The organism is Pelagicoccus mobilis, from assembly GCF_016595505.1.
Classification (GTDB): domain Bacteria; phylum Verrucomicrobiota; class Verrucomicrobiia; order Opitutales; family Opitutaceae; genus Pelagicoccus; species Pelagicoccus mobilis.
Genome location: NZ_JAENIL010000042.1, coordinates 22741 through 47102, shown reverse-complemented (window position 1 = coordinate 47102; position 24362 = coordinate 22741). Strand labels below are relative to the sequence as shown.

The following is a 24362-nucleotide window of genomic DNA, read 5'->3' as shown; positions in this document are numbered from 1 at the left end:
CAGTGGTTCAAAAAACTCCCATGAGACTCACCCTCTTCATCCTTCTTACATCATCCTTCATCCTTCGGTCGGTCACCGCAGACGATCGACCGAACTTCCTCTTCATCGCCATCGACGATCTCAACGACTTCGCCGGCTACGCTTCCGAGGAGCCGGGGAACTTCCTGCAAACGATCTACCCAGACGCCGAAACCCGCAAAGCCGTCGTCAAACGGCTCACTCCCAATCTCGACAAACTCGCGTCCCAAGGATCCCCCTTTCTTCGCGCCTACTGCCCCTCGGCCCTCTGCGGCCCCTCGCGCACTTCGCTCATGACCGGCGTCTCTCCGCACAAGTCGGGCTACTACATGCACAGCAAACATTTCCGACTCTACGACACGCTGAAAAACACCGTCACTCTGCCGCAGCAGCTTCGAGCCCACGGCTACTTCACCGCCGGGGCTGGAAAGATCTTCCACAAACCACTCGGTGACGCCGAAGGTAAACTCGAGAATGACTGGGCCGACGCCCGCTATTCCTGGGACACCTGGATCAACCACAACCAAGGTGCGGCCGGAAAACCAAGCCGCTACTCCCCACCAAAGGGTGGCAACATGCAATTCGGGCCTGGCAAAGAGCCGCTCAAGAAAACGGGCGACTACCAGACTGCCGACCTCATTGCCCGCGTACTAGAAAACGGATACGCCAAAGCGAACTCCCTTCGTGGCAAAGTCGGTCCCAAGCAAATCAAGCTTCCCTCCGACAAACCCTTCTTCCTCGCCTGCGGCATTTTCCGCCCGCACCTTCCCTTTTACGCTCCGCAAGACTTCTTCGACCTCTTCCCAACCGAAGAAATGTCCGGCCTCAACCGACAAAGTCTCGATGCCATCATCTCAGACCTAAAGGACCTCCCCTCTGGTGCCCAACGCTTCACCGATTTCAAACGTGGCAAGCTCCGCTCTATCATGGACCACGCCAACGAGCTCGAAGGAGCAGCCGGAGAAATCCCCGCTTGGCGCGATATGGTTCAATCCTACCTCGCCAGCGTCGCCTTCGCCGACGCCTGTCTCGGCCGCCTTCTCGAAGGGCTCGAAAACTCTGAATACGCCGACAACACAGTCGTCTTCCTCTGGTCCGACCACGGTTACCACCTCGGTACAAAATTCCACATCGCCAAACAAGCCGTCTGGGAAACCGCCAATCGCGTGCAACTCATCATACGAGATCCACGCAATCCAAACGCTAGCAACGGTCAGGCACGCCACCAGCTCGCTAGCTTAAACGACATGTATCCAACGATCTGCGACCTCGCAGGTGTTCCCCTTCCCGGTCCCAATGTCGGCCGCAGCCTCGTCTCCGTTCTAGACTCCCGAGATGCGGAGCCAGTACGCAATGAACTCGTCTTCACCTACATGGAAGGCAACCACGGACTCCGCACCGACCGCTACGCTTACCTTCGCTACAAAGACGGCAGCACCGAGCTCTACGACATGCTCAAGGATCCCAAGCAACTCACAAACCTCGCGAAGAACCCCGAGCACAAATCCATGCTCAAGTCCCTGGACCAAAAGATGGATACATGGCTGGAAGCAAACTAGGAGGGCTAAAGGTAGGGCGTGACCGCCGGGCACGCCGCAACACGATCATCAAACAATGCGGCTCGCCCGGCGGTCGAGCCCTACCTCTTCAAGTCCCCGTAGCAAGCACCGTTGCCACCTTCAGCTCGAAACCGCTCAAAGCGTCCCCAGACAAGGCAGCCTCCAACAAAGGTTGAGCAAGCTCAGGATAGCCTTGTCCAATATGGAAGAGCGCCAAGTGCACGGATGCTGCCCCCGTTTCATCACCACGCCCTCTCGACGCTTTGATAGACTTCAGATTAGGAACCGCCTTCTTCAGGTGGAAGAGAAGTTCCTGCAACATAGGCGACTCTCGTTTCGAAACCTCCCGAGAGAGTTTCTTCTGCACGCGCTCGATCGACTTGCTCTCGCCAACCATAGCGAGGCAAACGAGATAAGCAGCCAGCGTCGAATCCTCAGCCTCATCGAAGAACCCCTTGGTCGCGTTAAAGCTTTTAAGCGCACCACTGAACTCACCCTCGAAGTATTTTAGCATAGCGGACGTGTTGCGTTCTCCCCCGCCGAATATCATCGGGACCAGCTTTTGAGCCGTTTCCATCTGTCCCATTTCCACGAGCACGCGATAGCGATCAAAACTAACATCGCTCAAGCGCTCACTTAAACGACTCTCCATCTGGTGCCACTGTTCGGGAGCTTCCTTGTACTCCTTTTCCAAGCGAATCACCTCACGCTCGACAACCTCCCCGCCACTTAAAGTGACAAGTTCGGTATCCCGATCCATGCCAGTAACAATCTGCTTACTCTCTTCGATGCGTATTCCCGTTCCGAGGTTTTTCAAATCAGACTCGAGCATCTCCTGCGCCTGCGAATACCGCAACTCCGCCGCGGCCAGCTTTCCTCCATCTTGTAGGATCGCCCCAAGCCAGTGATAAAACTCCCAGCTTGGTTTCGTCATGTACTTAGTCGCGTTTTGAGCCGCCTCTTGGGCGATTCCAAACTCTCCTTTCAAATACTGAACACGCGAATGCTGGTACCAAGCGATAGCACTCATGGGTGCAACCTCGATTGCGAACTTGGCGGCCTTCTCTGCTGACGAATACTCCTCTCTCGCCAAGTGTAGGCGCGTATAGATTAAGTAAGCGTCCACCGATCTAGGCTCAAGCTGACGAGCTTCATTCAAGATACGAAAGGCCTTGGCATGATCTCCAGACTCGACGGCCTTCTCAGCAGAACGACACAAACGCTCATACTTGCTCATCTCCTCCCGATCATGCACCGAGTGCAGCTCCTCAATCTGAACATTGCCCAAGCTCGCGTTCTTTTCCACCACCTCGGTCGCAGCTGCAGATTGTATCCACAATAATCCGACAAGGATCAAGGCCCTCACGACCCCTCGACTTCCAAATCTAAATTGAGAATATTGCTTCATAAGAAAGGAGGGCAACACTCCGTTGCTACCTTAATCAAGGTGGGTCGGCCGTGAGCGCTGCGCTTTGTCGCTACGCTCGGTACCGCGGGCGACCAGTACACCCGCGGCGCGGCTGTACCACCAACTACTCACTTCGGTTCCGCTTCCCGATACCCTTCACGTAGCATCCGCTCCAGATAACGTATCTGCTCTTGGTAAAGCGGGTCATCGATTCGATTTACCTGCTCGAGCGGGTCCACAGTAAGATCATAGAATTCGCGGGCTACAGCTTCGGTTCCTTCGGCAGGGTGTGACTTGTCCTTACGCCACTCGGAATAGCGGAAATCCTTGGTGCGAACCCCACGACCCAATCCGCCGATCGGGATCATCGAAAACGCCGCTTCTTTCCACTCTTGCTCCGGATCATCCAGAAGCGGTGCGAAACTCACGCCCTCAAACAGAGGACTTTTCTCCAGTCCCCAAAAGTCACAGAGCGTCGGCAGCACATCGACGAGTTCCACAATCTCATCGCAGCGTTGACCATTCGCCTTGGCACGCGGATCACGAACGATGAGCGGTACACGAGTGGATTGCTCGAAGAGCGAGAACTTGCTCCACATCCCATGCTCACCGAGCTGGAATCCGTGGTCAGAGAAAAGCACTACAATCGTATTGTCGGCCAAACCGTTGGCCTCGATCGCATCCAACACGATTCCGATCTGCGCATCCACAAAACTGGCACAGGCATAATAGGAAGCGATGGCCTTGCGCTCGCGATCCGGGTTCGGCGCAAACTCTGGGTAGAATCCATTGAATAAGTCGTAGTTACGACCATTGCGTCGCGCCACGCTTGGCACGTTCACATCTTGATCAACACTCGCCGAACTCAGCTCCATGTCTTCAGGATCATACATATCAACATACTCCTTTGGAGCGAGCAGTGGTGTGTGAGTCGCATAAAAACCGAGCGACAAGAAAAAAGGTCCTTCATCACGCTGAGCGAGTTCCTCCAATAATCCGGCAGCACTCCTGGCAATGCGCCCATCCTCCATCAACTCAGCGGACAATCCGGAGTCACCCAACTGCTCAGCGTGCAACTGCTGGAACGGTTTCCGCAAAGGCCAGCTATCTTCTGCGCCCGCGGCAATCTTCGCGTCCCGCTCTTCACGGGCTTCCCGCAAACGCCGAGCCATTTCGCGGTCGGCCAAGTAGTAGGCTTCATCCTCCGGTTCACGAGGTCCCCCTTCTTCCCAAGCCATAAAACGAATTTCGCCTTCGAAGCCTTCCGGAACGTCATAAGGATGTGAATACTCGAGAAAATCGTAACCACGGGCAAAGCGAGCTGCCTCGCCCCACTTGTGTACGATCTTTCCAGTAGTCGCCAAATAAGCGCCGTCTTTCTGAGCCAGGATCTCCGACATGTTCGGTGCGCCTTCCGGGATCACCTTGTCCATCGCATCACCATTCCCGTAAACTCGAGTCGAGTCAGGGCGCAGGCCGGTTACAAACGAGGCTCTCGATGGGTTACACACCGGCCCTTGGCAATACGCTCGGGTGAAGGTCACCCCCGTTTCCGCAAAGCGATCCACGTTGGGAGTTTTGACGATCTCATTGCCATAGGCGCCGATCGCGAAAGCCGACCAGTCCTCGATAGATATTACCACAATGTTGGGCGCATCGCTTGAAGCCGTACTCTCAGCTTCGAGGGAAGTAACGCCGCATGCGAATACCAAAATAGCGGCCGATGTCCCCAACGGCCACACTCGTTTGAGAGCCGTTTTTGCGAAAGCGAATAGGGAGTTCGTAAGAGGTCGGGGGGTTGAGTTTCTCATACTTATCAAGAAAACACGCCTTTTAGTTTCATTTTTGCAGTGTTTTATATCTTTTGATTTTGATTTTGGAAGCTTTTACACTCAAATTCCCTACACTAACCGAAAATCGTTGTCTCTACTGGGTTCTATTGAACTGTTAAGAAGACTGCGGCTTACCTCATTTTACCCCATACTCTAAGTAAATCGCCATGCTTCCCCGCTTCACACGACCGGCACTTTCATTTTTGTTAGTACTCGTTACCTTTGCATTTTCCCCTTCCGAGCAGATGGCGAGCGAAGCTGGGCAAAGACCAAACGTGGTCTTCGTCATCGTGGACGACATGAACCACTACGGCTTCCTGCACGAGCAACCTGGATTTAAGACGCCCCATCTCGATCGTTTCCGAGAAACAGCGGTCACCTTTCCAAATGCGGTCTGCAACGCTCCCGCCTGCGTTCCCTCGCGTGCCTCTTTTTTCAGCGGACTCTATCCCTATACAACCGGAGCCTATCTGAACGGCTGCGATCCTTGGGAAAAGCCAGTCATGGAAGACATCGAGTCGCTCCCAGAAACATTTAAACGCGCCGGCTACCAGGTCTGGGCCGGCGGCAAAGTCTTTCATTCCCCCATCTCCCCCGAACGCAAGAAGCTAGCCTTTGACAACGAACCGAAAGCTGGAGGCTTCGGACCTTTCTTAAAAGAGGAGGACCAAATCCAAACCAAGTGGTGGGGAGCGGGAGCGTGGGATGGGCCTGACAACGACTTTCCCGATACTCGCAACACCGACGACGCTATCGCTTTCTTGGAAGAAGAGCATGAGGATCCCTTCTTTCTGGTATTGGGACTCTGGAGACCGCACACACCTTTCACCGCGCCGCAGCGTTTCTTCGATCTCTACGATCGCGAGGAACTCCCCTTCCCTCCAGCCAGCTTTCAAAGCGGAGACCTCGCTGACGTTCCAGAAAAAGGCGTCGAAATCGCCCGTATCTGGGGACAACGCTGGGAAGCATCGGGCGAGGCCAATCTCGAAGAGTGGCGAGACATTCTCTGGGGCTACGCCGCCTGCACCAGCTACGCTGACGAAACAACCGGGCGACTTCTCACTGCTCTCGATGAAAGCGACTACGCTGAAAATACGATCGTCATTTTTGTATCCGACAATGGATACCATGTGGGAGAGAAAGAGCATTTCGAAAAGTCGACTCTCTGGAGCGCTTCCGCTCGCATTCCCTTCGCCGTCCGCCTCCCTGGTCAAAAGAACGGAGGTTCGGTTTCAAACGCTACCGTCGGTCTGATCGACCTCTATCCCACTCTCGTCGACTACTGCCAGCTCCCTTCACCCCCTCAAGAACTGGACGGAATCTCCATGCGTAAGGCCCTCGAAAAACCAAAGTCCAAGTGGAAACGCCCTGCCATCACCGTGTTTGAAGAAAACTACTTCTCCGCCTCAGACGGCAAGTATCGCTACATTCAATACGACGACGGCACCGAGGAACTCTACGATCGTTCCAAAGATCCGCACGAATTTCAAAATCTAGCCTCCAACCCCGAGTTCAAGCCCATCAAGGCCCGCTTCCAAAAGTGGATTCCGGAAAAATGGGAAACCAGTCTCGGCGGACGCAAGGGCTAAATACCGCTAATCTATATCACCATTCCCAATGACTAACTCCCAATCGCTCCCCCATCACGCCTGGGCAAAAACACCGCCCCTCGGCTGGAACAGCTTCATTTGCTACGGTTCTTCCGTAACTGAAAAGCAATTCAAAGAAAACGTCGACGCCTTCGCCGAAAAGCTCGCTCCCCTCGGTTGGGAGTACGTTGTACTCGATTTCTGCTGGTCTCACCCAGACCCGGGCCCGGTTGCAAACCCGAATCAAGAAGCTGGATACACTCCGGCCCTCGCCTGCGACGAGTACGGACGCCTTCTTCCGTCGGTAGAACGTTTCCCAGGTGCGGCGAACGGTGTCGGCCTCAGAGAGCTCGCCGATTACACGCACTCGAAGGGACTCAAGTTCGGCCTCCACATCATGCGCGGCATTCCTCGCCAAGCGGTTGACGCTAATCTCCCGATCAAGGGCAGCAATGCTACGGCAGGGGATATCGCCGACACCGACAGCAAGTGCACGTGGCTCAACCACATGTTTGGTGTCGACCACAGCAAGGACGGAGCTCAAGCCTACTACGACTCTCTCTTCGAGCTCTACGCCGAATGGGGCGTGGACTACATCAAGGCCGACGACATCCTGACCGACTACCCAGGTCCTTACCACAAGTCCGAGATCGAGGCCATCCACGCTGCGATCGCTAAATGCGGACGTCCAATGGTTCTCAGCCTCTCTCCGGGACCTGCCCCGGTTAACCAAGCCGAACACCTTCGCGACCACGCCAACCTCTGGCGCATGTCCGCCGACTTCTGGGATCAGTGGAAGAAGCTCTACGAGATGTTCTACCTCTGCAACGCGTGGACCAACTGCGGAGCCGAAGGCTACTGGCCCGACGCCGACATGCTCCCGATGGGACGCATCGCCCTTTGCGGTCCTGAAGGCGACCCACGTGACTCGCTCTTCACTTTCGACGAGCAGAAGACCATGATCACGCTCTGGTCCATCTTCCGCTCTCCGTTGATGCTCGGTGGCGATGTGCCAACACTGGACGAAGCCACCCTCTCGCTTCTCACCAATCCAGAAGTCATCGCGGTCAACCAAGCCGGATCGAAGCCACGTCAGCTCTACCGTCACCAAACCTTGGTGGCATGGATTTCCGAAGCTCCGGAAGAAGGCGAATACTACCTCGCCCTCTTCAATCTAGCCGACGAAAACGATACCGTCCCAATCACGTTCTCCCAAATCGGCCTCGGCAACTACCTCGAGTTCCGCGACCTCTGGGCGCAGAAGGACATCGGTGTATTCGAAAAGAACTACAGCATCGAGCTCCCACCACACAGCTCCGCTCTCTACCGCGTACGCAAGCCCAAACACTAAAGGTAGCGGCCGCTGTCCCCAGCGGCCATCGCGTATCAACGCATCCTTCTAAACAACTTCCCCCGAACAAAAACACATCCCCATGGAAAGCACCTTCGAATTGCACCTCCTCGACTATATCGCCTTCTTCGGCTACTTCGCACTGCTATCGCTGATCGGCTATTTAGCGGGACGCAAGAAGAGCAAGGACGCCTCCGACTACTTCTTAGCGGGGCGTTCGCTTCCATGGTACACCGTAGGTAGCTCGTACATCGCCGCCAATATCTCGACTGAGCACTTCATCGGTCTCATCGGATCGGCGGTGATTTACGGCATCTGCGTGGCCACCGGGGAATGGAGTACGGTGATCGCATTCACCTTCCTCATCTGGCTCTTCATTCCCTACCTCTTTTCCTCCAAGGTTTACACTGCTCCGGAGTTTCTCGAAAAGCGTTTCAACTTCCCGATGCGCGTCACCTTCGCCGCGGTCACCTTGATCATCAACGTAGTGGCTTTTCTAGGACCGGTCATCTACGGCGGCAGTTTTATCCTCACTGAGTACATCCCATTTTTTGAAGGAAAGGAAAACCTCGCCATCGTCGCTATCGCCATTCTCAGCGGCTTCTGGGCGATCTGGGGAGGTCTTAAGTCAATCGCTTCCATGGACCTCGTCACCATCGCGATCATGGTCTTCGGTGGTCTCAGCGTAACCTTCCTCGGTTTCTGGCACCTCGGCGACGGTGATGGCCTGGTCGCCGGTTTCAATCAGATGGTCGAAGTCAACAAGGGCAACGTCGAATGGGCTCGCGATTGGATGGACCAACACGTCGACAGCATGATGGTAGGAGCTGTAGAAGGCGACCACTACAACCGACTCCAAGTTCTTCAGCCCGCCAATCACAAGATCACCTCTTGGGTTCACTGGGCATTCAGCTTCTTCTACATCGGTCTCTGGTACACAGTCATCAACCAGCACATGATCCAGAAGGTACTTGCTGCAAAAGACATGTACCACGCCCGCATGGGTATGGTCTTTGCTAGTTTCCTTAAGCTCCTTCTCCCCTTCTTCGTGGTTATCCCAGGAATGATCTACTTCGCCATGAAACCAGACTTCCTCTTCACGCAAGACTTCGACCAGATCAACGACTCCGTCAACAGCACCTACGTCGTCATGATCAAGGAACTCGTGCCTGTATTCATGGTTGGGGTACTCGTAGCTGCCCTATTCGGAGCAATACAATCCACAGTCTGTTCGGTTCTCAACTCCACCTCGACCGTCTTCACTATCGACTTCTACAAGATGTTCATCCGCAAGGACGCATCGGAAAGAGAAGAAGTCCTAGTTGGGCGTATCGCTGGCTGCGTGATCCTCGCCCTTTCCATCGGAGTCGCGATCATGCTCAAGAGCGGCAGCTGGAACCTCTTTGAATTCATTCAAATCCTCTACATCTTCTTCGCTCCCCCCTTCTCCGCTACTTTCTTGCTCGGAGCGCTCTGGCGACGTGTTAGCGGCTTTGACGCGATGCTCGCAACAGTAGTATCACTGCTATTCGCCACCATCATGAAGATTCTCCTCGGTTTGGATATGCTACCCGAGGTTCTCCAACCCTTCATCATGCAAGGTTTGCTGGTTTGGGTCGTGGCCATGGTTGTGACCATAGTCTCCGCGCTCATCACACCTCCACCCGCGCCAGAGAAGGTTTCAGACGACCTTACTTTCAACTTCAAGAAAATGGATTTCGGCGGCGGCCTCGGAGACAAGTGGTACAACTCCGTCGTCCTCTGGTGGGCAATCGCCCTCTTCGGCATGTTCGCCATGGTCGCCTTCTTCTCCGTATTCTTGTAACACCTACATCCTACTCATCCTCTTCCTCCTAATCTTAATCACCCTGTAGGGCTGGCGCTCGCGCCACGCCGCGGAGCCTAGATCATTTCTCCAAGGCATGCCGCAAGCGGCAGCCCTACATCTTCCAAATGAAACTACCCCTAATCGCCACGGGCGCTCTCACCCTCTTAACCGCCTGCTCCCAGAACCAAACACCTAGCACCCAGGCCCCAAACTCCTTCACTTACCAAAACCCGATCCGAAGCGGGATCGACGAAAACGGCTTGCGCGACTGCCAAGTCCTTCGCGACGGCGACTGGTGGTACATGACCGGCACCTCCTATCCGCATTGGCCACGTCAAGAGGACGAGAACGACGAATCGACGCTAAACAAGGGAGTCGCCCTCTACCGCTCCAAAGATCTTCTCAACTGGGAATTCCGCAAGTTCATCGTAGAACGCGGGACTAAGGACAAATGGTACTACCGCCGCTTCTGGGCGCCCGAAATCCAGAAGATCGGCAGTAAGTACTATGCTCTCTTCAACGCCCGTAACGACGACGTAGGCGCTGTGGGGCAAAATACTGGATACGCCGTCGCTGATAACATCGAAGGCCCCTACACCATCGTAACCGAGGACGCCCCGCTCTCCAAAGGCAACGACCTCACCTTCTTCGAGGATGACGACAGCAAGGTTTGGGCTTTCTGGAATCGCGGCAAAGAGTTCGGTATCGGCTTCGCTCAAATCGATCTCGCCACAGGTGAGCTCCTCACCGAGCCAACTTCCGCCATCCAACCTGCTAAAGTCGACTACGCCTATAACGCCGACGGCACCCGAGCCAAGACCCCCGCCTACGACGGCCGCCTCATCGACAAGGTCGCCAAGTACTACGATTGGGACAGCATCGGCATTGAGGGAGCTTACGTCGTCAAGAAGAACGACACATACTTCCTCTTCTACTCGTCCTGGACCCGCGGATACGAGATTGGCTACGCCACTGCTTCAAAAATCACCGGCCCATGGACGAAACACCCAAGCAATCCTTTCTATGGAGCCCAGAATCCGGCCCAGATCGAAAAGAATGGCTTAGAGTTCACCGGCGACCCCGACCAATACTTCAACCAAGTCGGCCACAACGAAATCTTTACCGGCCCTGACGGACGCCTCTGGCTCTCCTGCCATGGCATCGCCGAAGACGGCGTCCCCATGCTCGTCATCGATCCCATCAACATCAGCGACGACGGCGTAATCACATCCCCTGGCCCAACCTACACCAAACAAACCGTAACCTGGTAGCGCGGTGCTTCAGCCCGCGTCACACCCCGCACAGCCCAATTAGGTAGCGGCCGCTGTCCCCAGCGGCCAATTAACAACACACTCCACACTCACAACTCCACACTTCCCAATGTCTATCCCAACGTCCGACACCCTCACTACATCCGAAAAACGCTTCGCTGACGGAGCCCAATACCGTATCGAGATTCCGAGTACTGAATCTCCCGAAGCATTCAAAATCGCTATCGATGAAGCGGACCGTATCGGCTGCCCCGTCCACCGCGTCAGTCAAGGCTCCGGCATTCAGATGCTGAGCGATGACCAAATCCGCGAATACTCTCACATCGGAGCGGATCGCGGCATCGAAGTCTGTCTTTTCACAATGCCTCGCGCCGGCTTCGACGTCGGCGGCATGTGGAACGCGCCCGCTGGCAAGTTCATCCAATGGCAAGTAAGAGGAGCGGATCAGCTCCGTTACTCAATCGACGAAGTCAAACGCGCCTGTGATCTAGGCATTCGCAGCTTCCTACTCGCCGACATCGGCCTTATCGAGATGGTCAGCGACCTCCGCAACTCCGGCGAGCTCCCCAAGAACCTAATCATAAAATCATCGGCAGTCATCGCTCCAGCCAACCCAGCCAGCTGCAAGATCCTCGAACGCCTCGGTTCAGACACCATAAACGTGGCGACAGACCTGACGCTCCCACAGCTCAGCGCCATCCGCTCCGTCACCTCTGCTCCCATCGACATGTATGTGGAATCTCCTGACGGCCTTGGTGGATTTGTACGCCACCACGAAACACCGGACATGATCAAGTACGCCTCGCCACTCTACATCAAGCTAGGCCTTAGGAACTCTCCTGACATCTACCCTTGCGGGAAGCACATCGAATCCCTCGCCCACAATCTCACCCTCGAGCGCGTCCGCCGCTCCAAGCTCGTCTACGATCTCATCCAACGCCAAGCCCCAGAAGCGGTCATGTCCGTTCCTGGAACGTCAGCGAGCGACCTAGGAGTTCCTGAAGTTGCCTAAGCTCAACCATTGATAACAAGCTCTTAGTTCGAGCAACGGACTCGCTTCATTTCGACCGAAGGTGCCTATAGCCTTCGGTCTTCTTGTATCTAGACAAAACCAAGCAACACGGAACGACTCTTAAACAACGCAAAACAACTCCATCCCCCTAGCCTTTGCAAATTTTCACAAGTTATGTATAACACCGTATCGAGAGATTTAAGGATTAAAGATCAAACGACCGGGTCGCTTAACCTAGTTAAACACCAGGTCGTACCCTAAACGAAAATACACACTATTAATTCAATGAGCCGCCCGGCTAAAACTGAAATACTCATCATAGACGACTCCCCGGAGAATCTAAAATTGCTCCACGGGTTCTTGTCCAGCAAAGGCTATGAGGTTCGGACGGCTCTGAACGGAGCTCTAGGTATCCAATCCGCACGGACCAAAAGTCCTGATCTCATTCTTCTGGACATAAACATGCCGGAAATCGACGGATTGGAAGTGTGCCGCCGCCTCAAAAAGGACACCGAGCTCAAAGAGATTCCCGTCATCTTCATCAGCGCGTTGGACGAAACACTAGACGTAGTAAACGCGCTCAAGACCGGAGGAGCGGACTACATCACCAAACCCTTCAAAATCGAAGAGGTCGAAGCTCGGATCGAAACCCATCTCAAGATCCGAAATCTTCAAATCGAGGTGCAGAAATACAACCAACACCTCCAAAGTCTAGTGGACGAGCGCACGGTCCAGCTACGCGAAGCCAACCGAAAGCTGCAAAGCCTGGACAAGCTGAAAAGCGACTTCCTCGGCATGATCTCCCACGAGCTCAGGACCCCGCTAAACGGGGTTCTCGGCATTTCCGAACTGCTGCTCATGAACAACGAGGACAGCAGTCTCGAGAACGCTTATCACAAATCGAGACGCAGAATCGAACGCTTGGTCGACCAAGTTGGCACCCTGTCTAGGGTCGAAACGGAGCAAAGCATCGAGTCCTACCAATTGACCTCGTATCGATCTCTTTGGGACGGAGCCCTTAAACTCATTGAGCCGGATAATCGCGCCTCGCTAAGCGACTCGCCCCCCGATTTTCCGGAGAGCATAGAGGTGGACTGCTGCCCCGATCTGCTCACTCAGGCGATCGCCACCTTCATACGCGTATCCATTCTCGTAGCTAAAGAACCTTCCGTGAAGGTTCAGCACAGAGCTGAAGAGAACCGAGTCATCACTACATTTGAATTGTCTCAGCTCTTTTCAAATGAAGCCGAGCTGCACGACTTCTTTGAAATCGAATCGATCGTTCGACAAAGTACACCAGCTGAAAAGCTAGGCATCGATCCCATTGTCGCCGCCAAAGTAGTATCCTCGCTCGACGGCAAGGTCTATTTCACAAACACCGAGCCTTTCTCGCTCATCCTAGAAATCAAAACCGCAAACGGCTAATACCACTCGCATCCAGTCCGCTTAGCTTGAGACAAAGGCGGTACCAATGCTTCCGAGATCGAAACGATCGAGTTTCCGCTTCAGCCATTCAGCAAGATCCGGATCGATGGCTCGCACCTCTTCGCTAAGCTCATGCAAGCGGTCTACCGCCCCCAATATAGCTGCGTCCTCAATCTGCCTTCTTAAAGCGTCTGGAAGCTCTTCGATCCGCCCAGGTTCCCCTGCCTTGATCGGCGATTCAAGCCCCTCTCCAGCTTCCACCTTGTAGTCGTACTCGATCTCGAGCAAGCGAGCGATTTCCTCCAAGAGAACGTATTCCTTGTACGGTTTGGATATGAACGCATCCACTCCTTTGCGCAAAACTCGATCGCGCTCCTCTTCAAGGGCGCTCGCGCTCACAACGATAATTTTCATCTCCCTACCCCAGTCACTGCCTTTGATTGCCACAGATGCCTCGATCCCGCCCAGAACCGGCATAAAAACGTCCATCAAGATCAAGGACGGTTTCCATTGCCGCGCGATCCGGATGGCTTCCTCCCCATTCTCCGCCTCGTGCAAAACGAACCCACGCGATTCGAGTATCAGTCGAGCAACGTCACGATTATCCTGCTTGTCGTCCACGATCAGGATTCGAACTTCGGGTTGTCCAGATTTGAGGTTTAAAACAGTACGCGTCGCTTCAGCCCTCTCGAACGCCTCCTCGCTCCCAACTTTCCATGAAAAACTGAATACAAAGGTAGAGCCTTTTCCCAGCGAACTCTCAACAGCAATATCTCCCCCCATAAGACGAGCCATACTTCGACTGATCGCCAAGCCCAAACCGGTACCGCCTTGCGCCCTCACTCCTTTGTCCGCTTGCTCGAACGCCTCGAAAATAGCGTCTTTGCTTTCCTCGGCAACACCACAACCCGTATCCACAATTTCCACTACAATCAAATCCCCTTCGCACCGAGCGCGAAGCAAAATATGCCCACGGTCGGTGAACTTAACCGCGTTGCTCAGGAGATTGAGCACCACTTGACGTACACGCATTCCATCGGCCTCGATCAAATCCGGCAGTCCCTCCTCTAGCTCCAGTTCAAAGCCCACCCCCTTTTCTTCCACGCGAGAACGGAACAAATCGTAAGCCTCCCTCAATAGCTTCCCCAAACTAAAGGAAACAGGCATCAGCGTTATCTTGCCCGCCTCGATCTTGGACATGTCCAAGATGTCGTTGATCAAAGTCAACAAATGCTCCCCGCTTCGATTGATGGATTTTACGCTATCCATTTGCCGATCCGTTAGCGTTTCGTCGCGACGCATGATCTGCGAATGGCCAAGGATCGCGTTCATCGGTGTTCGGATCTCGTGACTCATGTTCGCCAAGAAGGAGCTTTTAGCCCTATTCGCCGTCTCAGCCGTCAGCTTGGCCGACGCAAGCGCCTCCTCCGTCTCCTTGCGAGCCGTGATATCGAAGATCGCTCCGTCAAGATACAAGAGCCGCCCATCCTTGTCGAACGTCGCCTTCCCCTTGTCGAACACCCAGAGAACACGCTTCTGGCTATCGTAAATTCTATACTCCGCAGCAAACTGCCCATCTAATTCAATCGCTTGAGAAACCGATAGAGCAATCGGTTCAACATCGTCCGGGTGAATCAAATCCCCAAACGTCAGAGCAGCCTCCTCGCCTCCTCTGAAGTCGTCCGCCGCGTAGCCAGTAAGCGTTTGGACTTCGTCGCTGATAAACAACATGCTCCACGGATGATGCGCGAGACAGCGGTATACCACCCCAGGAACATTGTCCACCATGGTGCTGAGCTGCTGCTTGCTCTCAAACAAGGCTTGATTCGCCGCTTCAGCGGCCTCGTTAGCACGCTGTAGCTCAGCTTCCGCTTCCATCGCGAGCTTCTTCGCCTTGCTAAGCCGACGGTTCCAGTAGCCGATCGCGACAAACGCCAAAGCCGCCACTCCCAGCATTTGCCAAAGCAGGCGATAGTCGGCAGGCTTCTCACGTATCAGCGGCGCCCACTGATTATAGATGGCATTGAGCTCAGCCTCCGGGATGTCGTCGAGCGCTCTTTGCAGAACACTCCTGAACAAGGGCCAATCATCCCGCACCGCAAACCTCAGTTCGTATTTAAAGGGCACCTGCCCCACCATCCGGATCTGCAAATAACCCATCTGCCCCAGAACGTGACCTGTCGTGATCGTGTTCCCCACGTACGCAAACGACCGGTCCTCCATCACAGAACGCAGTCCTTCAGATGCGCTCTCGACGAGCATCAAATCCAAGTCCGGATACCCCGCCGCCAAATATTCATGGATCGCATCCCCATCAATTACAGCGACCGTCTTAGAATTCAAAGCGCTCAAATCGGAAAGGTAAGCCACATCCTGCTTCGCAAAGACACCAGTCGGCAGGTCCACCAAAGCATCCGTGAAAAGCCAAGCATCCAATCGCTCCGAGGTTCTCGCAACACTCGGCAGGATGTCCAGATCGCCTGCATCAAGTTGGGCAATCGGCTTATTCCAGCTCTCCTCCACATACTCGATTCGTACACCCAATTGCGAAGCGATCCTCTTCAACAGATCCACCGAAAAGCCGCGGTAGCTTCCCTCTTTCTCAAGAAAATCCAAAGGGCCCCAATCGGAACTCGCAGCCACCCGAATCACGGGGTGTTCCTCCAGCCAAACCTTCTCCTCCGGAAATAGAGCAAGATCAGGAACCGCTCTTTCCTGAGGGAGGTCGAGAACCCAGCGGTCAATGATCTCCTGGCGCTGCTGCTTCGAAATACTCTTGAAGGCCTTCTCCAACAGATCCCGCAATTCCACCTCATCCTTGCGGACCATCAATGTGTCCTGCATCGAAAGCTCCTCGATATAGGAAGCGATGCGTAATCCCGAGATCCCCCGCTTTCTCACCAAATACGATACGGTGGGCAAAGTGGATACAAGGTAGTCGTACTCTCGCAAAGAGAGCTGAAGCAGCCCATCTTCCGTGCTTTCGGTATAAACGATTTCGATATGCGGGAAGTGCTCCTGCAAGTAAGCAGCAACATCAGACCAACCCGCCACCACCAAAACCCGATTCACCACAGAGTCACCCAAACGCACGTCTTTTGGAGTCTCATCGTGAGTCACCAGAACGTCGGGAAAATACATGTACTGATCATCAACCGAAATGAACTCCTTTAGAGTTTCTTCGCTCGGAGTATTAGTCCCAATCACATCCGCCGTTCCGTTGCGGACCGCCTCAATTACCGCATCAAAATTCTCGGTACGAACCACCTCAAGCCGCAACCCCAAGCGTTCGGCCATCAAACTCATATACTCCGCTACGATCCCTTGGTATTCGCCAGCCTCATCGAAAAACTCCAAAGGCGGATAGTCAGGATCAGGAGCGACACGAATCACCGGATTCTCCGCGATCCAGGCCTTTTCCTCCTCCGAAAGCGCAAGCCTTCCATCTTGAACTACTTCAGAAGCCAAACCTAGCCGCCCGCCCGCGAACTGGCACAAAAGCCATAAAACGATCACTCCGACTCTTCTTCTATGTCTCATTCCTTCCGAAAACCATCAACTTACTCAAAATCCCCGCCCCATATTCTCTATATTTCCGCAACCATATGCTCATAAAAGGATAATGCGAATAAATGCAGCTAATAGTTTATCAGAACCCGTTCCTCGCGAAACCTGAGTTCTGAAGGAAAGAACGCCTCCTGTTTTCCATAGAGGAATCAGGGTTCAGCTTTATGCCGACATCAGGTTTTCTGTATTCCAATTTCAGATACCCTTCCAGACATCGCTATCGTATCCAGACTTCACCGCCACAGAGTGACACAAAAAGGTTGTGGCCCAACGCATCTCGCGCTGGGCCCTTAACTACCTTGTACCAAAAAAAATCGACGAGCGAGAGTCCGGTCAGTCAAATAATACTGCCAGAACCGTACCCACTCCGCCCCTCCTAGTTCTTGAAAAGCGACTCTTCCATTCGTTGTGGGAAGGGAGAGCTCTCGACTGGAACATCAGCGACCCGAAACGAAGACTCCGTCTCCGTAGGTATGGCCGGAGGGATCACCGAAGCATCTTCAATCCCCGCCCCATCGATAGAACGACGGATCTTCCTTACAAATTCTCTCATTTGCTCGGCCTGAGCATTCAACTCTTCTGCTGCGGCAGCGCTTTCCTCCGAACTCGCGACGTTCGCCTGCGTCACGCGATCGATCGTCGTCATGGTGCTATTGATTTGCTGGATACTCGCAGCCTGCGAGGTCGATGCATCGGAAATGCTGTCCATGTTTGCGGCGATTCGATCCGAAACCGCCAGATTCTCATCCATCTTGGCAGCGATCGTTTCCGTAATACTCGCGACCTCGCGGACCGATGTGTGAGACCGGTTAATCAAATCTCCGGAATCCCTCGCCGCAACCGCAGCCTTACCTGCGAGCTGACGCACCTCATCAGCGACAACCGCAAATCCCGCGCCTGCCTCTCCGGCTCGCGCCGCTTCAACCGCCGCGTTGAGAGCCAGAATGTTCGTTTGGAACGCGATGTCGTCGATCGTCTTTACGATTTTGAGCGTTTCCTCAGTCATCGAAGTCGTCTCGTGGATCGCGCGAGTAGAGTCCATGATCCGATTGTTCACCTCGTTCAGGCTTACAATCGCCTCTTCGCGAATAACGCTTTGCGCCTCCTGAGCCTGCACTGCGTTCTCATTCGTCTTACTGGCGACCTCTTCGAGCGAAGCCGATGTTTCTTCGACAGACGCCGCTTGCTCCGATGAGCAATTAGCGACCTGCTGACTCGTAGCTGCCACCTGATTCGCAGCTTCCGTCACCTGAAGCGTCGCCGATTCGAGACCATTTACAAACCTCTGGATCGGGCGCACGATCGTATTGATCAGAAGCAAAATGCTTACCGAAGCGAGCAAAGTGATCGTCAAAGTCACGAGTACCGAAACCCGCATCAGCGAGTTAAGCGCCGCGAAGACATCCGACTCCGCAGCAGTCACGCAAACGACCCAACCCACTTCCTGTAGATTGGCGCTTGCGGCGACATTCGCCTGCCCTTCCTCATCATAAACAAGATAACCGACCTGCTCACCAAGAAGCGCTGTCCACCAGCCCGAATCAGACAAATTCAAAGTACCCGCGATCCCGCTCTGGGGATGGGCGATAACCTCACCCTCTCTTTGAGCGAGGTAAGCGAAGCCTTCCTCTCCGATCCTTACTTCACTCAAAAATCGATCGAAAAGGTAATCGAGCGACACGGTCGCGACGAGCACACCGGACGCATCGTCGCCGCTAACCAGACTGGAGATATAAACCGTTCCTCCAGCCGAACCATCTATCAAAGCCTTAGAGACAGCGATCTCTCCGCGGAGCGAACGCTCCATCCAAGGAGCTTTCGCGTATTGGAGACCGGCCTTCTCAGCCGAAGAGGCGAGCTCTACCCCTTCGGCATCAATAAGCGACAGATGCACGAGGTGCGGATATTTCTCAACAATCCCCGATAGCAACGCAGAGGCATTACGACGAGATGCTCGCCCAACAAACGAGTCCGCCAAAGAAGACTTATACGCCTTCTGCTGACTCCACTGCTCGATCTCAATCTTCCGATCGCTGATCCAGCCATCCAAGGCATTCGCCACATGGTGACTCTGCTGAACACTCTGATCCTCAATCGCCTCACGTAGTGATTTCGAGGATACTCGAAAAGTAAGATAGCCAAGAGCTACGCTTCCGAGCAATACGAGCCCCACAGAACTCAGCAGGATCTTTCCCTTTAAACTAAGGCTTCGAAGTTTCATATCCTGATCTCCAAACAACAGAATACTACTTCCAATCCTCTACATAGTACTTGGCTAGGATCTTCGCCAATTCGCCGCTCTCGCGCAGTCGGGCCGTTCCTTCACTCACGAGCTTTGCCCAATCTGCGCTCTTTGGATTCGATGGAGAAAATGCGACATAGATTGGCTCGCCATCCCCAGCCGTTCCCGCTTCACGACACTGGTCCATCAGCTCAAGAAGGCCATTGGATACAAAATATTGAGAGAAAACGCTACTCCCCTCTACAAGAGCGTCGATCTCACCGTTCATCAGTGCTTCGATCAACATCTCTAGAGCTTTGTTGCCCTTAGCAACGAAGAGCTTGCCTGGATTGGCAGCCACGTACTTATCCACTTCCGCATCATAGCTGTAGCCTTCAATCACTCCTAAACGGATACTCCCCAGACTTTCCGGCCCGGTGTAGCTCCAATCGGAATCTGCCAAAGTATAAAACGAGTTCTTCAGCCACCCTTGAGGCTCGGTCGGAAAAACGAAATCCGGAGCATCCCCCTTCGCAGCTCCCACAATCGCACTGAATGCACCCCCTCGAGTTTTCTCGATCGCCTCATCCCAGCCAATATTACTGTAGGCTACTTGCGTGCCGGCGCCTTCTAGCGATTGGGCAGCTATCTCAATCATGAAACCTGGATCGATGGCGCCTTCAGCACAGTTAAAAGGACACCAGTCATCGGCGACGATGGTGAGTTCTTCCGCGTAGAGCGCGGAAGCTAGGATTGATAGAGATACAAGTGGAATAAGTCGTTTCATGGTTCTTTGCGTTTGGATTTTTGGTTCTAAAAAGGGTCATCCCTTCTCAGAACCAGCACCTTAAACGGGTATATACCTATCCTGCTTTAGTGTTTTATATGCGCCCCCTTGAAAAAAATGAGGTCCATTTTAGATCCAACCGCCTGACCCCTCAAAAAGGGGACAACGTTCGCGCCTGACGATTCTCGAGATCAAAAAAGATAAAACAAGAATTCACATAACTCTCTATACTTTTGTCCTCCTTCTACTTACACACTATCTACCTGCGAGAAAGGTTAGAAAACCAGCCAGGACGACCCGTCAAAACAGATCAGTTCAATTAACGACCGTTTAACGTAATTAGGCCAAATCACCATCAAGTCGCATATCTTTGATCCGATCCCTCTACGCACTTACTCGTAGTCATACTCCCTTTTAACAAACTAAATATTCTCCCCAAATCCAAAAGGAGAGAACAGACAAACCTTCGGCCCACCCAGTCTCAGGAAAGCAATTACACCAGAATGAACATAACAGGCAAAGCAATCACAGGCGTGGCAGCAGGTCTCCTCATCGTTACTACCATAGGACTCGCTGTCACCTACAAGTCACTACAACGCGAGGGCCAGTCTCTCGCTAGGGACAAAATGCGGGCGATCACCATCCAAGCCGAATCTGTGAGAGACTCCGTTTCCGATCTCTCCAGAAACGGAGCCTTCGACTACGAAAAACTACAAGCCGAACTCAAAACCGTCTCGAATTTCAGAGACTCCGCACTCTACGACACCATACCGATCGTAGCCGCGTGGCGGGCCATCGAGCATGTAGCCCATGAAGAAGGCATGGAGTTCCGAGTAACTCGCAACAACCCCCGAAATCCGGCAAACGAACCGACTCCCGCGGAACGCAACATCCTTGAGAAGCTCCGCTCTGGCGAGGAGGCAGACTACTTTTCCGTAGACCGAGACGTCGGACTCATGACCTACGCTCGGCCCATCGTACTCGACCAAAGCTGCCTAACCTGCCACGGAGATCCAGCAAACAGTCCCACCGGCGACGGCAAGGACATGCTAGGTTTCCAGATGGAGGGATGGGATGCTGGCGAAATGCGAGGAGCATTCATCCTAAAGTCCAGCCTCGACGATATCGACCAAGCCGTGGCCAATAGTTTTTGGACAACACTCACTTGGGTAATCCCAGCGGCAATCGTGATCCTAATCGCACTCTACATTGCCTTAAAGAAAGGAGTGGTCACACCCATCCAAACCATCATCGACGAAATCGGAACCTCCTCTCAAAACACCACTCAAGCGGCCGACGAAGTAAGTTCCGCCAGCGTGGAAATTGCCCAAGGGGCCAGCGAACAAGCCTCCTCCCTAGAGGAAACCAGCGCCAGCCTGGTCCAGATACAAAGCATCACAGAAAAAAACGGATCACAGGCGGAAGAAGCCGTACGCATTTCTGAGTCTGCCAACAAAGCAGCAATCGAAGGATCTCATGGGATGGAAAAAATGCTCAACGCAATGTCCCAGATTCAAGAGTCCAGCGGGCAGATTTCCGACATAATCAAAACCATCGACGAGATCGCTTTCCAAACAAACATACTTGCCCTCAATGCAGCCGTAGAAGCTGCCCGAGCAGGAGAAGCAGGATCCGGCTTTGCCGTAGTTGCAGATGAAGTACGCAACCTAGCCCAACGCTCCGCTAAAGCCGCACAAGAAACAGCGGACAAAATCGAGGACTCAGTGCGCAAGAGCCAAGACGGGGTCGAAGTCACCAACGAAGTATCACAGAGCCTCCAGGAAATCTCCCAAAGAGTCCAATCGCTTAACGAAATCATCCTAGACGTAAAAGACTCTTCGACCAAGCAATCCTTAGGTATCCAACAAATCAACACAGCAGTGACGGGAATGGAACGCATCACGCAATCCTCCGCCGCATCTACCGAAGAGCTGGCCGCAACCGCGAGACAAACCAGCGCCCAAGCTGCCGGCCTAGATCTGACCGTCCGGCGTTTGAGAAGTATAGTTGAAGGCGAACAAACCACCAATCCCCCACCTCCCACCAAGGGAGCAGAGATCCAGCAAACTCCAACACTACCACCGCAAGGTAGCTCCCGCATACTAGAGGAAAACCTTTTCAACTAAACGAGCAGCCCATTGGACCGATCCCCAAACTCCCCAACGCTCAGCGTTACCAGAGAAGAAAAAGGCATTGTCTTCGATTTCAGTGGGCCTGTCCTTCCCAACGACATAAGGCAGGCAAACTCCATCTTCCACACGGACACGCATTTCGAGAAATTAAGTTACTCCATTTGGAATTTCATCGATGCCGACCTTTCCCAAGTCGACGCCAGCCACATCACGATTCTTGCTGCAGAGGACCTAGGGTCCACCGCGACAAACCCAGACCATAAGCTGGCACTAATAACAGAGAATCAAGATGCCTCAGACCTTTTCAAATACTACATCAACATAAACACCCGATGCGACTCCTCCTGGTCGTTTCGCCTATGCGAAACCGAAGCCGATTCACGAAATTGGATCGAATCGCGACCCAATCGCAAGCAGTCGGTTCAATGCAAAACCAGAATGAATTGAGCATCCCACAATCGAGTAACACGATATCGGATACGAGTCAGAGAGCACCGACTAGCAACAGTCTCTAAGACAAAATTGACGACGCCCTCTAATGATAGCCGGTATCTCAAATCCAGTCTACTAAGCTCGAATCACAACACGGCTCGCAAAACTACCATATTTCAGATATTTTTATCTTTTTGTTTACTATTCTAAAATTGAACACGTCGCCCAAATCCACCAATCACTTCTCCCATCCTTTTATTGTGCATCTTACTGAGCCACTAACTCAGCACTTTGCATAAACGCACATACAACAATGAGCATAAAGGATATCAACAAACTCAAAATCGGAACGAGGCTTGGACTGAGCTTTGGCATAGTGATCGCACTCACTCTGGTTTTGTCTACGATAAATACTACCGGCATGAACAAGTTAGCCGGTCTCACCCAAAAGCTTTACGACCACCCGTACGCCGTATCCACAGCTTCTTTACGTATCGAGATGGGCATAGTGGCGATGCACCGCTCTATGAAGGATGTTGCACTCGCCAAAGACGAAGCAGCCATCTCCAAGGCTAGCGCTACCGTAGATAGCCGCGAGGCGGAAACACTTGAGGACTTCGAAATTCTGCGAGAACGATTCCTTGGTGATCAATCGCAAGTCGAGATGGCCCGACGCATGTTCATCGAGTGGAAACCGATTCGCGACGAAGTCATTTCATTGATGCGTGAAGGAAAACGCGAAGAAGCAGCGCGAATTACCAAAGAAAAAGGCGCCGACTACATAGCCACTCTTTCAGGGACCATGGGTGAGTTCATAAATTTCGCGGAGGGTAAAGCGGATGAGTTTTCAACGAATGCCCGGCAGGCTCGCAAAGATACGCTCGCGACCAACTACGTCAGCCTTGCCGCTACAGTTCTCCTTGGTCTCGGTCTCGCATTCTTCATGACCCGCAGCATAACGCGCCCGCTTTATCGAGCTATAGCTGGCTTACGCGAGGGCGGCGAACAGGTCAGTTCAGCAGCTGGACAAGTCGCGGCCTCTTCACAATCGATGGCGGAAGGCGCCACCGAACAAGCTGCGGGGCTAGAAGAAACCTCCAGCAGCCTTGAGGAGATGTCATCCATGATCCAGAAAAACGCAGACAGCGCTCGCAAGGCAGACGAACTTTCGCAAGACGCACGGAAGACCGCGAGCACAGGAACCCAAGCAATGCAGAGGATGAACGAGGCCATCCTCACAATTCAAAAGAGTTCCGATGAAACCGCGAAGATCATAAAGGTCATCGACGATATAGCCTTCCAAACCAACATCCTCGCCCTCAACGCCGCTGTCGAAGCAGCACGAGCGGGTGACGCAGGAGCTGGATTCGCCGTAGTTGCCGATGAAGTACGCAACCTCGCCATGAGGTCGGCGGATGCGGCCAAAAACACGGCAGGCATGATCGAAGAATCAGTCAAAAACTCGAACCATGGCGTCGAGATAGCTGAGGAAGTTAGCTCTACTCTCACAAAAATCGTAACCAGCATCAGCCAAAGTAGCGATCTCGTCGGCGACATCGCCAACGCCTCTCGTCAGCAATCTGCAGGCATTGCCCAAATCAACAAAGCGGTCACTCAGATGGATCACGTGACGCAAAGCAATGCCTCCAACGCAGAGGAGTCTGCCAGCGCATCGGAAGAACTCCACGCTCAAGCCGAAGCAATGAACAGAATAGTGGCTGAACTCACGGAAGTGATTGGAGGCTCAAAGCAGACTTCCTCAAAAGTTGAATACGACCACACAGGTCGGATGAAACAAACAGCAACATTATCGTCCGAGAATTTCCCCACGATCAACGAAACAAGATCTCGCTCTTTTCAATCTGTCGAATGGGACGAAACGCCAGCGATGACGCGTAACTAAAGCAGCAAGTGAACACTCGCGCGCTGA

Annotated in this window: 15 protein-coding genes; 10 read left to right on the top strand and 5 right to left on the bottom strand. The window is 53.4% G+C overall.

The features are described from left to right. The first annotated feature begins 20 nt into the window (after window positions 1-20). Window positions 21-1577: a sulfatase gene (locus JIN87_RS20005; RefSeq protein ID WP_200357391.1), complete on the top strand. Its 1557-nt coding sequence runs from the start codon at window positions 21-23 to the stop codon at window positions 1575-1577. 88 nt (window positions 1578-1665) lie between these two features. On the opposite strand, the gene JIN87_RS20000 is transcribed toward JIN87_RS20005, so the two are convergent. Continuing rightward, on the bottom strand, window positions 1666-2943 hold the full coding sequence (locus JIN87_RS20000; RefSeq protein ID WP_200357390.1) for a tetratricopeptide repeat protein: 1278 nt from the start codon (window positions 2941-2943) through the stop codon (window positions 1666-1668). A gap of 170 nt (window positions 2944-3113) precedes the next feature. After that, window positions 3114-4628, bottom strand: a complete 1515-nt coding sequence (locus JIN87_RS19995) for a sulfatase (RefSeq protein WP_200357389.1) — start codon at window positions 4626-4628, stop codon at window positions 3114-3116. Between the two features lie 434 nt (window positions 4629-5062). Here JIN87_RS19995 and JIN87_RS19990 point away from each other — a divergent pair, with 434 nt between their 5' ends. The 6 genes from JIN87_RS19990 to JIN87_RS19965 all read left to right on the top strand — a co-directional run bounded on the left by JIN87_RS19990 (window position 5063) and on the right by JIN87_RS19965 (window position 13293). Further along, on the top strand, window positions 5063-6406 hold the full coding sequence (locus tag JIN87_RS19990; protein WP_200357388.1) for a sulfatase: 1344 nt from the start codon (window positions 5063-5065) through the stop codon (window positions 6404-6406). Between the two features lie 28 nt (window positions 6407-6434). Then, window positions 6435-7757 (top strand): glycoside hydrolase family 27 protein, encoded by a 1323-nt coding sequence (locus JIN87_RS19985; RefSeq protein ID WP_200357387.1) that lies wholly within the window; start codon window positions 6435-6437, stop codon window positions 7755-7757. Between the two features lie 82 nt (window positions 7758-7839). Further along, the gene (locus JIN87_RS19980) at window positions 7840-9582 is read left to right on the top strand and encodes an SLC5 family protein (protein WP_200357386.1); all 1743 of its coding nucleotides are present in this window, start codon (window positions 7840-7842) and stop codon (window positions 9580-9582) included. A 128-nt stretch (window positions 9583-9710) separates the two neighbouring features. After that, entirely contained in the window at window positions 9711-10856 is a 1146-nt protein-coding gene (locus tag JIN87_RS19975; RefSeq protein WP_200357385.1) for a glycoside hydrolase family 43 protein, read from the top strand. A gap of 109 nt (window positions 10857-10965) precedes the next feature. Continuing rightward, window positions 10966-11868 carry a U32 family peptidase gene (locus tag JIN87_RS19970; RefSeq protein WP_200357384.1) on the top strand — a complete coding sequence of 301 codons (903 nt, stop codon included), beginning with the start codon at window positions 10966-10968 and terminating at the stop codon, window positions 11866-11868. A 285-nt stretch (window positions 11869-12153) separates the two neighbouring features. Continuing rightward, the gene (locus tag JIN87_RS19965; protein ID WP_200357383.1) at window positions 12154-13293 is read left to right on the top strand and encodes a response regulator; all 1140 of its coding nucleotides are present in this window, start codon (window positions 12154-12156) and stop codon (window positions 13291-13293) included. Window positions 13294-13314: 21 nt separating this feature from the next. Here the strand turns inward: JIN87_RS19965 and JIN87_RS19960 are convergent, their stop codons facing one another. The 3 genes from JIN87_RS19960 to JIN87_RS19950 form a co-directional block, all read right to left on the bottom strand. Continuing rightward, window positions 13315-16833, bottom strand: a complete 3519-nt coding sequence (locus JIN87_RS19960) for a transporter substrate-binding domain-containing protein (protein ID WP_200357382.1) — start codon at window positions 16831-16833, stop codon at window positions 13315-13317. A gap of 403 nt (window positions 16834-17236) precedes the next feature. Further along, window positions 17237-19081: a methyl-accepting chemotaxis protein gene (locus JIN87_RS19955; protein WP_200357381.1), complete on the bottom strand. Its 1845-nt coding sequence runs from the start codon at window positions 19079-19081 to the stop codon at window positions 17237-17239. A 25-nt stretch (window positions 19082-19106) separates the two neighbouring features. Then, window positions 19107-19868, bottom strand: a complete 762-nt coding sequence (locus JIN87_RS19950; RefSeq protein WP_200357380.1) for a substrate-binding periplasmic protein — start codon at window positions 19866-19868, stop codon at window positions 19107-19109. Window positions 19869-20371: 503 nt separating this feature from the next. On the opposite strand from JIN87_RS19950, the gene JIN87_RS19945 reads away from it, so the two are divergent. From JIN87_RS19945 to JIN87_RS19935, 3 genes are all read left to right on the top strand, one after another. Next, on the top strand, window positions 20372-21994 hold the full coding sequence (locus JIN87_RS19945; RefSeq protein ID WP_200357379.1) for a methyl-accepting chemotaxis protein: 1623 nt from the start codon (window positions 20372-20374) through the stop codon (window positions 21992-21994). Window positions 21995-22006: 12 nt separating this feature from the next. Further along, window positions 22007-22447, top strand: a complete 441-nt coding sequence (locus tag JIN87_RS19940; protein WP_200357378.1) for a hypothetical protein — start codon at window positions 22007-22009, stop codon at window positions 22445-22447. A gap of 298 nt (window positions 22448-22745) precedes the next feature. Then, window positions 22746-24335, top strand: coding sequence for a methyl-accepting chemotaxis protein (locus JIN87_RS19935; protein WP_200357377.1), 1590 nt, complete (start codon window positions 22746-22748; stop codon window positions 24333-24335). Window positions 24336-24362 lie beyond the last annotated feature (27 nt).

Excerpts from the sequence above, each read along its gene's own strand:
- JIN87_RS19950 (WP_200357380.1), bottom strand. The coding sequence starts at position 19,868 with ATGAAACGACTTATTCCACTTGTATCTCTATCAATCCTAGCTTCCGCG.
- JIN87_RS19960 (WP_200357382.1), bottom strand. The coding sequence starts at position 16,833 with ATGAGACATAGAAGAAGAGTCGGAGTGATCGTTTTATGGCTTTTGTGC.
- JIN87_RS20005 (WP_200357391.1), top strand. The coding sequence starts at position 21 with ATGAGACTCACCCTCTTCATCCTTCTTACATCATCCTTCATCCTTCGG.
- JIN87_RS19970 (WP_200357384.1), top strand. The coding sequence starts at position 10,966 with ATGTCTATCCCAACGTCCGACACCCTCACTACATCCGAAAAACGCTTC.
- JIN87_RS19975 (WP_200357385.1), top strand. The coding sequence starts at position 9,711 with ATGAAACTACCCCTAATCGCCACGGGCGCTCTCACCCTCTTAACCGCC.
- JIN87_RS19965 (WP_200357383.1), top strand. The coding sequence starts at position 12,154 with ATGAGCCGCCCGGCTAAAACTGAAATACTCATCATAGACGACTCCCCG.
- JIN87_RS19990 (WP_200357388.1), top strand. The coding sequence starts at position 5,063 with ATGGCGAGCGAAGCTGGGCAAAGACCAAACGTGGTCTTCGTCATCGTG.
- JIN87_RS19935 (WP_200357377.1), top strand. The coding sequence starts at position 22,746 with ATGAGCATAAAGGATATCAACAAACTCAAAATCGGAACGAGGCTTGGA.
- JIN87_RS19985 (WP_200357387.1), top strand. The coding sequence starts at position 6,435 with ATGACTAACTCCCAATCGCTCCCCCATCACGCCTGGGCAAAAACACCG.
- JIN87_RS19980 (WP_200357386.1), top strand. The coding sequence starts at position 7,840 with ATGGAAAGCACCTTCGAATTGCACCTCCTCGACTATATCGCCTTCTTC.
- JIN87_RS19955 (WP_200357381.1), bottom strand. The coding sequence starts at position 19,081 with ATGAAACTTCGAAGCCTTAGTTTAAAGGGAAAGATCCTGCTGAGTTCT.
- JIN87_RS19945 (WP_200357379.1), top strand. The coding sequence starts at position 20,372 with ATGAACATAACAGGCAAAGCAATCACAGGCGTGGCAGCAGGTCTCCTC.